General features: G+C 33.7%; 11 protein-coding genes. 1 reads left to right on the top strand and 10 read right to left on the bottom strand.

The genetic code is table 11. From position 1 onward, the window contains the following. The first annotated feature begins 74 nt into the window (after window positions 1-74). The gene (locus DCO46_RS12970) at window positions 75-1,880 is read left to right on the top strand and encodes a hypothetical protein (RefSeq protein WP_116752950.1); all 1,806 of its coding nucleotides are present in this window, start codon (window positions 75-77) and stop codon (window positions 1,878-1,880) included. Between the two features lie 59 nt (window positions 1,881-1,939). On the opposite strand, the gene DCO46_RS12975 is transcribed toward DCO46_RS12970, so the two are convergent. From DCO46_RS12975 to DCO46_RS13020, 10 genes are all read right to left on the bottom strand, one after another. Next, window positions 1,940-2,392: a YMGG-like glycine zipper-containing protein gene (locus DCO46_RS12975; RefSeq protein ID WP_116752951.1), complete on the bottom strand. Its 453-nt coding sequence runs from the start codon at window positions 2,390-2,392 to the stop codon at window positions 1,940-1,942. A gap of 138 nt (window positions 2,393-2,530) precedes the next feature. After that, complete coding sequence (gene kynU / locus DCO46_RS12980) at window positions 2,531-3,808, bottom strand: kynureninase (protein ID WP_116752952.1); 1,278 nt, start codon at window positions 3,806-3,808, stop codon at window positions 2,531-2,533. 185 nt (window positions 3,809-3,993) lie between these two features. Then, window positions 3,994-5,043, bottom strand: a complete 1,050-nt coding sequence (queA, locus tag DCO46_RS12985; RefSeq protein ID WP_116752953.1) for a tRNA preQ1(34) S-adenosylmethionine ribosyltransferase-isomerase QueA — start codon at window positions 5,041-5,043, stop codon at window positions 3,994-3,996. Window positions 5,044-5,423: 380 nt separating this feature from the next. Then, window positions 5,424-6,653: a 3-phosphoshikimate 1-carboxyvinyltransferase gene (gene aroA / locus DCO46_RS12990; protein ID WP_116752954.1), complete on the bottom strand. Its 1,230-nt coding sequence runs from the start codon at window positions 6,651-6,653 to the stop codon at window positions 5,424-5,426. A gap of 99 nt (window positions 6,654-6,752) precedes the next feature. Beyond that, window positions 6,753-7,079, bottom strand: a complete 327-nt coding sequence (locus DCO46_RS12995) for a nucleotide pyrophosphohydrolase (RefSeq protein WP_099709668.1) — start codon at window positions 7,077-7,079, stop codon at window positions 6,753-6,755. 218 nt (window positions 7,080-7,297) lie between these two features. Next, window positions 7,298-9,316 carry a transglutaminase-like domain-containing protein gene (locus tag DCO46_RS13000; protein WP_116752955.1) on the bottom strand — a complete coding sequence of 673 codons (2,019 nt, stop codon included), beginning with the start codon at window positions 9,314-9,316 and terminating at the stop codon, window positions 7,298-7,300. 174 nt (window positions 9,317-9,490) lie between these two features. Beyond that, window positions 9,491-11,233: a DUF3857 domain-containing protein gene (locus DCO46_RS13005; protein WP_317048052.1), complete on the bottom strand. Its 1,743-nt coding sequence runs from the start codon at window positions 11,231-11,233 to the stop codon at window positions 9,491-9,493. A 63-nt stretch (window positions 11,234-11,296) separates the two neighbouring features. Next, window positions 11,297-11,749 (bottom strand): D-aminoacyl-tRNA deacylase, encoded by a 453-nt coding sequence (dtd, locus tag DCO46_RS13010; protein WP_116752956.1) that lies wholly within the window; start codon window positions 11,747-11,749, stop codon window positions 11,297-11,299. Between the two features lie 156 nt (window positions 11,750-11,905). Beyond that, window positions 11,906-12,883 (bottom strand): ribosome small subunit-dependent GTPase A, encoded by a 978-nt coding sequence (gene rsgA / locus DCO46_RS13015; RefSeq protein ID WP_116752957.1) that lies wholly within the window; start codon window positions 12,881-12,883, stop codon window positions 11,906-11,908. Between the two features lie 139 nt (window positions 12,884-13,022). Then, a complete protein-coding gene (locus DCO46_RS13020; protein ID WP_116752966.1) occupies window positions 13,023-16,472 on the bottom strand; it encodes a VIT domain-containing protein in 3,450 nt (1,149 codons plus the stop codon). Window positions 16,473-16,614 lie beyond the last annotated feature (142 nt).

Raw genomic sequence — 16,614 nt, forward strand, 5'->3', positions numbered from 1 at the left:
TTCTCAAAACTGATAAATATCATATTTTGAAATAGTTCTTTTTGCAACATTTGCTTTTTCAACCCAAAAAACAAATGGCAAACAAAAATTTACACACTTTCCATATACCTGTAATGGGACTTGCCTACACAATTGACAGTCCAATTCGTGTAGCACAATACGGCATTTCATCTGTAATTTCTATTGCTGATGACGAACTGATTGAAAAAATGAGGCATTTTTACAGCACCAAATTCAATCAGCCTTATCAGGAAATCACCCATAAAATTCAGGATTATCGTGCCGAACGTATTACTTCATATCTCAATCTGGTTGATAAAATAGTAAAGCAGAAATTTGAAAATTTTAAAACAGAACTTGCAGAAAGCAAAACGGCTTTAGAAAATTTCATGGCAATGCTGCCTAATACTTCGGATATAAAAAAAGGTTTTCAAAATTTGCTGGAAGACGGGATTGCTTTTAAGGAAAACATTCAGAATTATATTGAAGCGCATCTTTCGTCAGGCGAAATTGATGTGAATATCATGACGAAGTTAGACAAAGATAATTTCAAGAAAAATGAACAGCTCCCAATTGAATTTAACGATGCACACGCTGCTTTAAGAGGATTTGCCAACAGCAACCTTACTTCTTCTGTTGTTCTTTCTGCCGGTATGAATCCCAGACTTTATAGTTATTTCGAAAATTTTACAGATTTTTATCCTGATGAGAACAATCAGCTTAAAAAGAAAATTATTCTTAAAGTAAGTGATTTCCGTTCTGCGATGATCCAGGGAAATTTTTTAGCTAAAAAAGGACTTTGGGTTTCAGAATACCGAATTGAATCCGGATTAAACTGTGGCGGACACGCCTTTGCTACCGAGGGATTGCTTTTAGGGACGATTTTAGAAGAATTCAGGCAAAAAAAGCAGGAACTAGCCCAATCGTCATACGAATTAATGATCAAAGCACTGGAGCTAAAAAACAGGCCTTTTCCAAAACAGCCTTTGGCTACAAAAATAACGGTACAGGGCGGAGTCGGAACTGCAGAAGAACATGAATTTTTATTAGATACGTACCAGGTTGATTCTGTGGGTTGGGGAACACCATTTTTGCTGGTTCCGGAAGCTACTTCTGTAGATGAGGAAACAAGAAAATTATTAATGAACGCCAAAGAAGAGGATTTATACTTAAGCAACATTTCACCATTAGGAGTTCCGTTTAATTCATTGAAAGGAACATCAAATGAAATTCTAAAACAAAAACGAATTCAGGAAAACAAAGCGGGAAGTTCCTGTCCAAAACGCTTTTTGGCTTTAAGTAAAGAATATGACCCAACAGGGATATGCACAGCCTCCAAAAAATATCAGGATATAAAACTGGAAGAATTAGAAAATTCAAAAGATACCATTTCAGCTTCTAATTATGAAAAAACAAAAACTGAGATTACCCAAAAGTCCTGTCTTTGCGTAGGTCTGGCTAATGCTTCTTATCTGGAAAATGATATAAAAATAAAAGGTCAGGCACAAGGCGTGGTAATATGTCCGGGACCGAACATGGCCTATTTTGACCAGGAAGTTTCACTAAAACAAATGGTACAGCATATTTACGGAAACAAATCTGTGCTTAGTCATTCTGACAGGCCAAATCTTTTAGTAAAAGAATTAAAAATGTATCTGGATTATTTTAGAAATGAAATTGAAAACATTTCTGGTGAAGTGACCTCAAATCAATTAAAAAAATGGAATACCTTTAAATCCAATCTCTTTGAAGGTATTGAATATTATCAGAATTTATTGGAATCAACCTTTTATTTCAAAACCGATATCAAGAAAATCAAGGAACAGTTCAGTTTATATAAATCGCAATTAGCCGAAATTAAAATTCCTGAACAGTGCTAAATAACCAAAAAACCCCGAAATATACATTTCGGGGTTTTTTATTTCAAAATATTTTATGTCTATTCTTTTTTCTTATTTTTTTCATCAATAACAGCACCTGTACCAGTACCTAAAGCTGCTCCGGCAAGACCACCAATAATAGCACCTTCACCTTTTCTCTTACTGACAATAGCTCCTGTTGCTGCTCCTACTCCGGCACCAATTACGGCACCTTTTGCTGTTGCACTCCATCCTTTTTTCTTAGCTGGAGCTGCAGTTGCAGTTCCGTCATTTTGATGTACTACTACCACTTTTTGTTCAGCTGCTCTTTGTTGGGCTGCTTTTTGTTCAGCTTCTTTTTGTTCTTCTAAAGCGGCCATTTCAACCTTCATTGAATCAATAATTCTTTGTTTATTAATTTCAACTTTCATTGAGTCGATACTGGCTTGTTTTGCTTTATTCAATTCTTGCTTACTCTGATTTTGACAAGAAATAATAGATAAGGCTGCGATAAATATATATAAGGCTTTCATGATTGTAGTTTTTAAAAAATTATACACTACAAATTACGCAATAAGATGCTTATGGCTTATTACATGATTTTTGTAAAAATTTACAAAATTAAAATAATGCCTAAAATTAAAATGCCGCCAAACCTCATGAATCTGATATTACTTTCCTAAAATTCCTTTTTTTAGAATTTGCCCAAAATCATACATGTCTTCGTAAGAACAATATAACGGAACCGGCGCTAAACGAATAACATTGGGTTCGCGCCAATCAGTAATGACTCCGTTTTTCATTAAATATTCGAACAGGCTTCTTCCTTCTCCGTGCAGAAAGACAGATAATTGAGACGCTCTTTCTTCTGGATTGGCTGGCGTAATGATTTCAAAAGTACTTTCTACTTCTTTATCAATTTCATGCAGAATAAATTCTAAATAAGATGTAATATGATCTCTTTTTGCGATTAGAGCGTCCATTCCAACTTCTGCAAACATTTCTACAGATGCGAGATACGGTGCTAAAGAAAGTACAGGCAAATTGCTAATCTGCCATCCACCTGCTCCGTGAACCGGATCAAAAGTGGGCTCCATTTTAAAACGACGTTCTTTATTATGTCCCCACCAGCCTGCAAATCGTGGTAAATCCGCATCATTATGATGTCTTTCGTGAACAAAAACTCCGGATGCATTTCCTGGTCCTGAGTTCATATATTTATAACTGCACCATGCAGCAAAATCTACATTCCAGTCATGAAGTTCTAATTTGATATTTCCGGCGGCATGTGCCAGATCCCAGCCCACTTTTGCTCCGGCTTTTTGTCCGGCTGCCGTTATGGTTTTGATATCAAAAACCTGTCCGGTATAATAATTTACTCCTCCGATTAAAACTAAAGCAAGCTCATCGCCCACTTCTTCAATTTTTGCGAGAACATCTTCAAGGCGAATGTTGTGTTCTCCTTCGCGGCGTTTGATTTCAACAATGGCATCTTCTGGCTTAAATCCATGAAAATGAACCTGACTCTGAAACATATACTGATCGGAAGGAAATGCTTTTTCTTCGCAGATAATTTTAAAACGTTTTGCTGTTGGCTGATAAAATGAAACCATAAGCAAATGAAGATTTACCGTCAAAGTATTCATTACCGTAACTTCCGAAGGCAAAGCACCGACAATTTTACTCAGAGGTGCAGCAAATCTTTCCTGATAATCCCACCATGGTTTTTGTGCATAAAAATGACCTTCTACGGCAAGTTCAGCCCAGTCATTCATTATTTCATCTATATAAGCTTTAGTGCGTTTTGGCTGTAATCCTAAAGAATTTCCTGTAAAATAAATAACTCTTTTGTCGTTTACTTTCGGAAAAATAAATTGTTCCTGATAATGATTCAAAGAATCTTGTGAATCAAGTTGTTTCGCAAATTCGCGCGTATTTTGAAAAGTCATTGTTTTTTGTTTTGAATGCTAAAATAACACCTTTTGAAATATTACGCTTAAATTTAACAATTAGGTTTGTTTTGAGTTTGATTGTTTTAGGCTTGGTATCTGAACCAAAACCTGAAACCTGAAACAAAAAAACCTGCCATTACTGACAGGTTTTTTATATGAATCAATTTACCTTTTATAATAAATTAGATAATTAACATTGCATCTCCGTAAGAATAGAATTTATATTCTTCTTTGATTGCTTCGTCATATGCTCTTTTCATTAAATCATGACCACAGAAAGCAGAAATCATCATTAATAATGTTGATTTTGGTGTGTGGAAATTTGTAATCATACAGTTTGCAATACTAAAATCATGAGGAGGGAAAATAAATTTATTTGTCCAGCCTTCATAAGGATTCAGCGTATTTTGAGAAGAAACCGAACTTTCTATGGCACGCATAGAAGTTGTTCCAACTGCACAAATACGTTTTTTGTTTGCTTTTGCAGTGTTTACAATATCACAAGCGTCTTGTTTAATAATCAATTCTTCAGAATCCATTTTGTGTTTAGACAAATCTTCAACCTCAACCGGGTTAAAAGTTCCTAAACCAACGTGTAGAGTAACTTCTGCAAAATTTACTCCTTTGATTTCTAATTTTTTCAAAAGGTGTTTAGAGAAGTGTAAACCTGCAGTTGGTGCTGCTACCGCTCCTTCTTCTTTTGCATAAATAGTCTGGTATCTTTCCGCATCTTCAGCAGTAACTTCTCTGTTGATGTATTTAGGGATTGGAGTTTCTCCAAGTTCTGTCAGTTTGTTTCTGAATTCTTCATAAGAACCATCGTATAAGAAACGCAAAGTTCTTCCACGGGAAGTTGTATTGTCAATTACCTCAGCAACTAATGAATCGTCATCACCAAAATATAGTTTGTTACCAATACGGATTTTTCTGGCCGGATCAACCAAAACATCCCAAAGGCGTTGCTCAGAATTTAATTCTCTTAATAAGAAAACTTCAATTCTTGCTCCTGTTTTTTCCTTATTTCCATACAAACGTGCAGGGAAAACTTTTGTATTATTTAGAATTAAAACGTCTCCGTCATCAAAATAGTTGATAACGTCTTTAAACATTTTATGTTCGATAGTTTGTTTTTGACGGTCAATTACCATTAAACGAGATTCATCTCTATTTTCTGCTGGAAATTCAGCCAAAAGTTCTTTCGGTAAATTGAAATTGAAGTGTGATAATTTCATATTTGAATTGTTGATTTTAGAATGTAGATTTTAGATTTTTTTATCTAAAATTTTAAATCGGTTGCAAATATACGATTGTGAGATAGGCGTTGTCAAGTGTTTTGACGTTTATTTTCAAAAGTCGTTGATTTAGTGGCGTTTTGAGAACTATTAAAAATGTGTTTTTATCTACAAAAAACATTTTCAGCATATTATTGTCATTTCGACGAAGGAGAAATCTTCACGAGAAGCTCGTCAAAGATTGGGTTCTTGTTGTGGAGTTACTTACGAAGATTTCTCCTTCGTCGAAATGACAATCTTTACGAATATAGACAAACTCATGCACAAAAAAACCTCTGGTTGAAACCAGAGGCTATATTTTGTTATTGATGAAATTTCAATTATAATTCTGAAACCTGAAAATTCAATGCTTTTAAATCGTTCCAGAAATCCGGGTATGATTTAGAAACTACTTCGGCGTCATCGATAATTATTGGTACTTTGATCGCAAGCGGTGCAAATGCCATTGCCATGCGGTGGTCATTGTAGGTTGCAATATGTATATCGTGATTAATGTTTTGAGAAGGTACCAAAGTTAAACTGTCATTAGTTACCGAAATATTTGCTCCTAATTTAGTCAGCTCGATTCTTAGCGCTTCAAGTCGGTCTGTTTCTTTAATTTTTAAAGTATGAAGTCCTGTTAAGTGACATCCAATCCCTAAACCTAAGCAGGTTACAACAATTGTCTGAGCAATATCAGGCGTATTATTCAATTCAAAATTTACATCCTGATAATTGAATCCTGCTACTTTTTCCAAAGTCATTTTATTGTTCTGAAAAGTAGTTTTCACTCCCATTTTTTCATAAAGAGAAACTAATTCCGAATCTCCCTGAAGGCTGTCTTGTTTGTAACTACTCAAAGTTATTTTTGCCGCATCCGCCAGTGCCACAAGGCTAAAGAAATACGAAGCCGAACTCCAGTCAGATTCTACAACCATTTCTTTTGTTTCAACTGCTTCTTTTGGATAAACTTTAATTACATTCCCTTCAAAACTCGTTTTAATATCTAAATCCTTTAAAAGGGCCAAAGTCATTTTGATATATGGAATTGAAGTAATTTCTCCTTCAAGAGTCAATTCTAAACCATTTTCTAATTTTGAAGCTACTAATAAAAGTGCCGAAATATACTGGCTGCTCACATTGGCTGCCAAAGTTACTTTTGAATCCGTAACTTTTTTTCCTTTGATTTTTATAGGAGGATAACCTTCTTCTTTTTGGTATGAAATCTCAACTCCTAATTGTGCCAAAGCTTCAACCAAAATTTTGATCGGACGCTCCTGCATTCTGCTTGATCCTGTAAGAACTACATCTCTGCCTTCATTCACGGAAAAATAAGCCGTTAAGAAACGCATTGCTGTTCCGGCGTGGTGTATATCAACAATTTCGTCATTTCCTGCAAGTGCTTTTTGCATCACTTCGCTGTCATCTGAGTTTGAAGTATTGGCTAAAGTAATATTTGGAAATAACGCTTTTAGCAACAATAAACGATTGGTTTCGCTTTTTGATCCTGTAATATTTAGTTGTGAATTATCAATAATGTATTGTGAATTCGTGCTTAATTTTAAATTCATGATATTAGTTATGTGTTGCAAATTATGAGTGACATAATTCGAACGCGCAATTTACCACTCCTCATTCATAATTCAAAGTCAGCCTTTGATATTTCACAATTATTTCAATTTATCGTTGTTTTTATGACGATCTTTATCTCTTACTGATTTTAAATCCATTTTTTTGTCAAAAGCTGCCTGCAAATCAATTCCCGTTTGATTGGCCAGACATAAGACTACAAAAACAACATCTGCCAATTCTTCACCTAAGTCTTTATTTTTATCGCTTTCTTTTTCTGATTGTTCACCATAGCGGCGTGCAATAATACGCGCAACTTCTCCTACCTCTTCCGTAAGCTGCGCCATATTTGTCAATTCATTAAAATAACGAACTCCGTGTTCTTTTATCCAGATATCAACATCCAGCTGTGCATTTTTCAAATCCATGATTGTATTTTTTTAAGAATATTTTTTTTATTTTGGCTCACAATCAGTTTCTGAAAAAGGTCTTTTAATCCATCATACTGATCTGCTGCAAAAATACTACTGTAAATTTCTTTTGAACAACTAATCTGAATTTTGTTATCGACATTTGATGTAATTAATGTAAAAACGATTTCTTTATTTTCTGAAGAAAAACAGCAATAGCTTCTGGTAGTATGTTGTTAGATCCTTTTTAAAACAATTTTTTCCGACTCTTTAGCGATCATTGCCTTATAATAATCTTTTAGCATTTCATACTTTTCTGCAGAAACAATGGCATCGTTTATTTGATGAACGATAGCTAGTTGAAGTGTATTTCCACTTTGAGCAATATTAAATTTAAAAGTCCCCAAATTATCTTCCATGCTTATTGCAGCCGGAACAGGTAATGTTTCTACTGCAAATCCTTCTGGTATCTGGATCGTAATATTATACCTGTCAGAAAACGGATAGCCAAAATCTACAGGATATTCTCGGACATCCTGTTTAAAAGAATTGGTTGTATTAGCATAAAACAACATCGGGTTAAGATATATTTTACCTCCGATTACTTCCGTTAAATTATCTCCTTTAAAAGAATATGTTTCTATCGCTGGTAATAAAATCTCTTTTTCATTTGTTCTGCTGTATTCGCTAATTTCAATTTTATTGTTTTTATTTTCAAGCTTTTCAAGATATGCATCTTCTTTGACTCCATCAATGCTGCTTCTGTATGACATCGCATTATAATCGGTAGATTGTTTTCGTGTTTTTCCTGAAACTTTACCGTCTGCATCTACAGTATAAGTCATAAAAACAACATCGTTCGATAACTTTTCGGGCATTAAATTTATTTCTTCTGATGTACCATCTTTACGAATCAATCTCCCAGACCAGTTCAACACCCTGAAAGGCAGTATATTTGGCACAGAAAACCGATCAGATGCATCTAACAAAATATTACCATTCTGAGTTTCTACAGCCGCAATTACATAATTGAAAGCTGTTCTGTTAGGAAAAATTGCAATTCCGTTTGAACGCGTACTCACTAACACCGGATTTGCCTCTAAACCTGAATAACGCAACATGGCTGTAAGCATCAAATTGATATCTCCAATATTTCCTGTTTTTTCTTTGTATGCTTTCTTAACCCCAAGATCACAGTCATAACCATTATAGCCGTTCCATTTTACGGTTGATTTTACATAATTTAAAATAGCTAATATTTTTTCCTCAGGTGAATTTAGACCTGCGATGATTGCCTTTACATCATTTTCAAAATAACCTGTTTTGTTTAATTCGGGACCGAAACTATCATAATCGTAAATTGTTTTTACAACTGAATTCCAATCTGTAGAAAATAATTTACTTGGTTGATTAGGGAATTTAACCATTGATAATTCGTGTTGCACGCTCGATGTATAATTATCAATGTTATTTACGAAAGCTTCCTCTTTCATTGCCGGAAAATTTTCGGCAGTATAAGTTGTTTTGGTTTCTGAATAATCTACTTTATCAGAAGAATAAGTAGTGGTTACCGCGCTGAATCCTCCCGAAGATTGTCGTTCTTTATTTAAAAAATTTATAGACTTGTTATTTTTTTCACTTACTACTTTAGGAAAAATATATCCTTTTTGTCTTGAATTATACACATAATATTCAGGAACGTAAGTTGAAAATTCAGAAAAATTTACCGGAATACTGGCTTGAAAATCCCAATCTCTGATTTCTCTAAACTCAGATCTTATCAAATATCTAAATTCAATTACAGATCCTTCTTTTACGTTAGGCATCGTTATTTTTTTCCTGCTTCTGAACTTGTTTATGGTTTCATCAAAATTTCCATCGCTTTGAAGTTTTGTTTTTTCGATTTTGCCATTCACCAAATTAAATGTGTTTGCATCCGAAAAAGAAACCTTTTCTCGTCCCCCTGTTCCGGAATAGTATACAACTTCCTGGTTTGCCCAATCGTAACCGTCTTTTTTATAAATCTTAATTCGGGTTTCAACTTCCGTTAAAGTAACAAAACCATCAGTCTGATCGTATTCAATTCTGGCTTTTCCTCTTTTGTATAAAATGGCAGCAGAAGCCGAAGAATCTTTAGGATGCACTTTTTCCTGTAGCTCTGCAACAGAAACTTTTCCAAGCTTAAATTCTTGTGCAGTAGCATTAAAAAGTGAAAAGAAGAAAAATAAAATAACTGGTAATTGATTAATTTTCATTGGTTTGAATTAATTCTTAGTTAGTATAATTTTGGCGTTATCGTTTCTTGATATCTGTTCTATAAAAAGACGGTATTCATCATATTCTTTATTTGAATACTTTCCTTTATTTAGAAACAAAGACCGTTTGTAGGTTAGTTTGTTGTTTTCTTTTTTGATGATTTCGGTTTTATATTAACCAAATTTTCCTTTCAGTTCAAAATTTGAAGGTAAAAACTCGATAGCGAAACCAGTCGGAAGACTGATTTCGATTTCGTCTGTATCTAAATAACCACGCTGGATTTGAAAAGGATTTTTCCTGTTTCTGATTCTTTTTACATTTCCGCTATTTTGATTGAAAGCATCAACCGGAAAAATCATTTTGTTAGCAGCAATTGAGGCATAATTTACTGCACTAAGCTGTACATCTTCTGTAAAACGAATATTTTCTTTATCGTTTGCAAAAACTATTTTTCCCAATTTCAAATTATTGATATTATCCCAATAGTCTTTATAGTGTGCTTCCTTTTCTGTAGGCTGCAAATGTTCTACTCTGGATTTGGAATTATATTGGGTTCCTTCAGAAACTATTACAATTGAGCCTGAAAAATTTCCATTTTCATCTATTGTATAATTTCCTTTGTCTTTTTGAGTGTTTGTTTTGTCTTCATAGATAGTAGTCCTGACAATTTCACCGCCTTCGGGTTTTACTATCAAGACATCTCTGTCATCTGTAAAAGTACCCTGATAACCAAAAGGATCATCCTGACTTGTACATTCCAGCCAGGTATATCCATTGTTTGTCGGAATAGACAATATCATGTGATTTCCCTGCATGGAAACAAAATCAGACTGAATATTTGTTTTGTAATTATCTCCGTATAAAATGGTATTGTATGAAGGAACATCTACTGTTTGCAAAAGAGCTTTTGTATAGTTGGTCAATGCTTTACAATCTCCATATCCCAGACGATCCACATCTGTTGCAAGCATTGGTTTCCAGCCACCGATACCAACAGCAATATTTACATATCTTGATTTTTTCTGTACATAATCGTAAACGATTTTTGCTTTTTTAACCGGATCTTTTTCTTCTCCGACAAGGGCTTTAATTTTTACTTTGGTTTCTTCCGGCAGAACTGTAGTACCTGTTAAAATCTTTTCTCCATACCATTTCCCATAGGCTTCCCATGTCGTGGCTGTTCCGTCAACTCCTTCCAGATGAAAATTCTCTAAACCAAACATTACTTTCGGGAAAAGATCTTTAAAGGAAGGACTATAATCTTCCTGTTTCTGAGCCGGAATATTTATGGCGATATAAGACAATTTTGTATCATTGTCTGTTGTTTTTTTTATGTTATAGCCCGAAAATTGGAATTCCTTTTTTTTGAATCCCAAATTGTTTGGAAAAGTTACATTAAGGATGCTTTTTTCAACACTAACATAATATCCCTGTAATGGAAACCATTGGGGAATAAATGCCGTATTGGAAGTTTCAACTTCATTATTGTAAATAATCGTAAAAGGATAAGAGATTGGGGTATAATCCAAATATAAAACACGATTATCTGAAAAAAGTGTACTACCGCTTACAGCACTTTGATCTTTAAAATCTTTTCGTTTAATTTTCTTGGTTTCGTTTCCAAAAACATCGTAGACAATTGCTTCAATGTTTTTTATTGTTGTGGTTTTGTCATAATGCTCATAAGCATCAATTTCGCTCATTCCTTTTTCGTTCAGAACCGTAACGACTCTTTGTATTTTAATGTTCATGCTTCTTTGCGAAGCTATTACAATATCAATTTGATTCAGGCGAACAACGGCATTGGCATTTTCTTTAAGACTGTCTGCTATGGAAGTAGTACTATATTCACTCTTTTGAGCAAATGAAATAAGGGAAAATAAAAGAAAAAAAAGCGCAAAACCCGGGTTTTTCATTAGTAAGTATTTTCGTCAAATATATATTATTTTCAGAAATCCTTAACATATATTTAAGAAAATTTACTCCCTGTTTTTACTGTCCATCAAAATGGTTACGGGACCATCATTTAACAGTCTGACTTTCATGTCAGCACCAAAAATTCCTGTTTGAACTTTCTTCTGAAATTCTTTTTCTAAAGATTTTACAAAATTCTCATACATCGGAATTGCAAATTCCGGTTTGGAAGCTTTTATATAAGAAGGACGATTTCCCTTTTTTGTAGAAGCATGAAGTGTAAACTGACTTACGACAATGATATCGCCGTCGATGTCCTGAACTGAGCAGTTCATGACATCATTTTCATCACCAAAAATTCTCATTTTTATGATTTTTCCGGCAAGCCAGTCAATATCTTCCTGAGTATCGACATCTTCAATTCCAACTAAAACCAATAACCCTTTTTGAATGTCTGCCACTTTTTTATCATCGACAGTTACTGATGCTTCTGAAACTCTTTGAAGAACTATTCTCATTTTTTATTTTTTTTGGCCTCACATTACTCGTACTACGCAAATTTTGAACGCTTTTGAACGATATTAGATGCACAGCAGTGCATCTCTGCTCTACAATAAACAATCCTATTCTGTTTCGGATTTTTGGAATTTGGAATTTAAAAATTGGAATTTATTTTACTTTCTCAGTTCATCGCTGGCTTTTCGATCTTCATCATACGAATCTGTACGGTAATTTTCGTCATCGCCTTCGAGAATTTTCAGGTAGCTATTGTAACGTGACCATGCAATTTCATCTCTTTCTAATGCTGCTTTTATGGCACAATGTGGTTCTTCTTTATGCAAACAATTGTTAAACTTGCATTGGTCTTTTAATTTGAAGAATTCAGGAAAATAACCACTGATTTCTTCTTTTTCCATATCGACAATTCCAAAGCCTTTAATTCCGGGTGTATCGATAATTTTTGCATTAAAGGATAAATCATACATTTCGGCAAAAGTGGTTGTATGCTGACCTTGTTTGCTTGCTTCAGAAATTGTTTTGGTTTTTAGATGTAAAGAAGGTTCCATCGCATTTACCAAAGTAGATTTCCCAACACCCGAATGTCCGGAGAACATGCTTACCTTGCCAATCATCATTTCTTTCAGTTCCTCAACACCTTTCATTTCTGTAGAAGAAACGCGAAGACATTTATAACCAATCTGCTGATATACATATTGCATGTACAATTGATCTTCCAGCGTTGGCTCATCAAAAGTGTCTATTTTATTAAAAACCAAGATGGTTTCAATATTATAAGCTTCGGCAGTTACCAGGAAACGATCTATAAAATTGAATGTTGTTGGCGGATTATTAATTGTAATCAATAAAAAAACGCGATCAATATTAGACGCAATAATATGCATTTGATGCGACAGATTAACCGATTTACGAACAATATAATTTTTTCTTTCGTGAATATTGAAAATTGTTCCTGTTACAGCATCTGAAGTTTCTTCCAATTCATAATCGACAATATCGCCTACAGCAATTGGGTTGGTACTTTTAATACCTTTCATTCTGAATTTCCCTTTCATACGGCATTCTATAAAATCGCCTTGTTCCGATTTTACAGTGTACCAGCTTCCTGTAGATTTATATACGAGTCCTGTCATTCTTTAATTTTAAATTTCTGATTTTAGATTTTAGATTGCTATTCAAACTAAAAAATAAAAGGCAAAATTACGTTTTTAGAATTGAACAACGCAATTTCGCCTTTTAAAATTAAAGACATGTATTTTTATTAAAACAGATTTACCATACAATTTCGGCTAAAATCTCATTTTCTTTTACTTTTCCAAGCTGAATTGTTTTTAAAGCTCTGGATGTTTTTCCAGCCTTAGTTGTATAAATTTCAACCATAATTGTGGCTGGTCCATTTTCAGTTAATTCTGTTTCTCCAAAATAATTACTTTTAATTTGATATTTTCCTTTTACAGCATTTCTAATTAAATATTGCTCAGGGCCATAACCTTCTGTAAAATCTTTAGAAAATCTGGCACCCGCCTGTGTTTTCTCGTGAGCATAGTAACATTCTTCCCCATTTGGTTCAATAACATGCAGATCTAAATCAACATCCATTAAATTCCAGTTCATAATAACTCGAATATCAACTGGCATTTTCACAAGATATTTTTTATCTAATTTATCTATTTTAATTCCTTTATGCTCCGTAATTAAACGGTTTATATCCATTAAAATAATATCTTCTACACCTTCATATTGTCCGTCCATTTCTCCATAATAATTTACTTCCAAAGCTTTAACTAATTGATCAAAAGCTCCCTGATATTTTCCTGTATCTTCAAGGGTCAAAGCATAATCTCTTAAACTTTGGGGTTCGTGAGCGCGCCATTTTGCAATTTGTTTTGCTGTAAATAGAGCATCATCATAATCTTTCCATTGACGTAGAGTATAAGTAAGTGTTTTGTACAATTGATGATTCTCTAAACCTAAATCGGCAATATTACTGATAACCTGCAATGCTTTTTTAATATCACCCTGATTGTAAAAGAAATGGGCCACATCAAAATAAAAACTTGGGTTTCTTTCCTGCGCTTTTCTCAATTCGAAATATAAATCATATTGTTTTTCTTTCGGTACTTTTGCCAAAGCTTTTAAATATAATCTGTCTGGATTCCAAACTTTGTCTTTATTTTTAAAATCAAAAGTCAGTGTATCACTAACAGAGTAATTTAAAGACGATGCTGTTTCTTTAATATCAGCCCCTGCAACTTTACCCCTTAAAGTCTGCGACAGATCCAAATTTTTTGAAATACTCTCACTCGTAATCACTTGTGAAGAATAAGAAACTACAGATTTTTTAACTGTTGCATATCCTACTACTACAACTTCCTGCAATTCATCAGCTTTAACATCTTTACTTTTTAAATTATCCTCTGTTATTTCTGACGCTCTTGCCACTACAGGCGCAACAAATTTTACCTGATCGGTTTTTGGAGCTGCAACTGCATCTTCTTCTAAAACTTCCAAAACAGGTCCCGCTCCAATCGGTTCGTCTATCGTTAAAATAGCATCAGGGTCACCTTTTATAGTTCCATAACCTACAGTAACAACTTCCTCTAGTGTATTAGAGTTTTCTCTCAAACGTATCGTAACCATATTATTTCTGCCCACATTTACTTGAGTAGATTCAAAACCTATGAAACTAATATTAAGATCACTGTTCGTTGGTGCTTGTATCGTAAACTTACCATCAAAATCTGTACTGGTTCCTGTTCTTTCTCCCTTTACCATAATATTTACTCCTGGTAATGGTATACCAGCTTGATCTAAAACAACACCAGAAACAAATCCTGCTGCTATATTTGTACTTCTTCGTAAACTATTACCTGATTCTTGTGCATTTTTAATTTTCGTTTTTGCCGGTTTTTTAGGAGCCGAATACTTAATGTTTTGTTTCCACCAAATATCCAATCCGTTAAAATAACTTTCAATATTTTCCCAATTGCTTTTTTGCTGAGCCAAATTAGTATCGTGTTCCTGCTTTTTAATTCTGTCAAATTCTGCACGTAATTCTGCTGGCGGAATAATATCGTACGAAATATAATCGCGAATATTTTCTAAAACAATCAGCGAAGTATTTTTAGTAATAATTCCATATTTTTTTCCTAAAAGTTCAATTTCGTCAGCATTTTTAGCATATTCAAAATCAAGATTGGCAATTTTTTTCTGTGCCCAAAGTTTTTCAATATTTACATCGTTCGTGTTCTGAATCGCAGCATCGAGCGAAATTTTTCTTTCTAAAACAGCTTCATTATTATATCCGAATAACAGAGTGATTTCGTTTTTTGGATTTAAAGAAATTCCCGAAAAACTAAAATTTCCCGAAACCGACGTTCCTTCTATCGGAAACAAATCAGTTACCGTTAAATTCTCTTTTATTCCTAAAAAATTCAAATTTGTATTCGTCAGTTTATCCAAAGCGATTTCATTACTAATTTGATTTAAATTGATAAAATTACCGCCAGTCTGCATTGCTGAATAATTCAGAAAAGCAAAATCAGCAGATACCGAAGAAGTAATAGTGTAAACAGACTTTTTAGTTTTTGGCAGAAGGTTTTCACTCAAAGAAGACAATCCATCTGTAAAAAACAAGTATTCATCCAACTCTGTAAATTTGAGCTGCGAAAAACGTGTTCCTCCGTCATATTTTGTTTTCTCTAAAACGGCTTTTAAAACATCCCAATTTCCGTTAGAAACAATATATTCTTGTTGTTTGTCAAAAGTATAATTCAAAAAGTACAGCGTAACTTTTGTGTTTTTTATTTTTTGAAAATAAGCATCAAGTAAATTCAATTCTTTTTTCAAATCTCTATTCTGACAGCTTAAAGAATTATCCCAAATTAAACCAATTGAAGTTGGTGTTTTTTTAGCTGCTTTATTGTCTTCTATAAAAGTATTTCCGTAAAAATAATGCTGTCCGCCAACGTCCTGCATTAAAACGCTCGGGATATTTTGCTGAATTGGAATTTTAAGTACAATTTTTTCTGCAGGCTGGTAATTTTCTTTTTTAATAGAAGCCTGAAAAGCTTGGTTCCATTTTGAAAAAGTAATTTCATTTCCTGAATTCTCAGTAACAGTTGGTACTGTCGAAGTTCCTAAAACCGAAATATTAATTTCAAAATTATCCAGTTTTTTCGGAAAACGACTTACCAATTGATACGCCAGATTGTCTTTATCAAAAGCCGAAAGCTCTTCTTCATAACCAATAACAACAGTTCGCTCTCCGTTTGGCATCAGAGGATAAATTCTCGTTTTAAAATTATTTCCGTCAACTTTCTCCAGTAATCCCGGATCTACACGACGATGTTCAATAGCTTCAAAAACTTGTTTCCCTTTATTTTTGTTTACCGGAACTGCTTCACGAAGTTTTCCATTAATGTCAATTGCATATCTGGAAACAGAAACATTTTCTGGCAACGGAAAAATAAGTTCCGCTTCCATCTGGTGAGTTCCTGAATTAAAAAAATGCATTTCGGCAGTAGTGTATGCAATATTACCCACCACTTTTACATTAACGAAAAGTTTATTCATTCTCACTTTTTCAGCTTCTTCTCCTTTAATAGTAAGTTCAGGGCTTTGTGCGAAAGTTTTTGTTCCAATAAAAAACAGAAAAAGAAGCAATACATTCAAATTCATTTGAAAAATGCCTGGCGTAGACGAAAACAATTTTAACTTCATGACACGAAAATTAAGGTTTATATTGTTATAGAGAACAAAAAACATCAAAAGGTTGGGAAGATAAAAATATTTATGCAAAAAAAATCCCCACCACTTTTTTCAAAGTAATGGGGATTTTATAAAAAAACAATCTACTTTTAAT

This window comes from Flavobacterium sp. HTF, from assembly GCF_003105115.1.
Taxonomy (GTDB): Bacteria; Bacteroidota; Bacteroidia; order Flavobacteriales; family Flavobacteriaceae; genus Flavobacterium.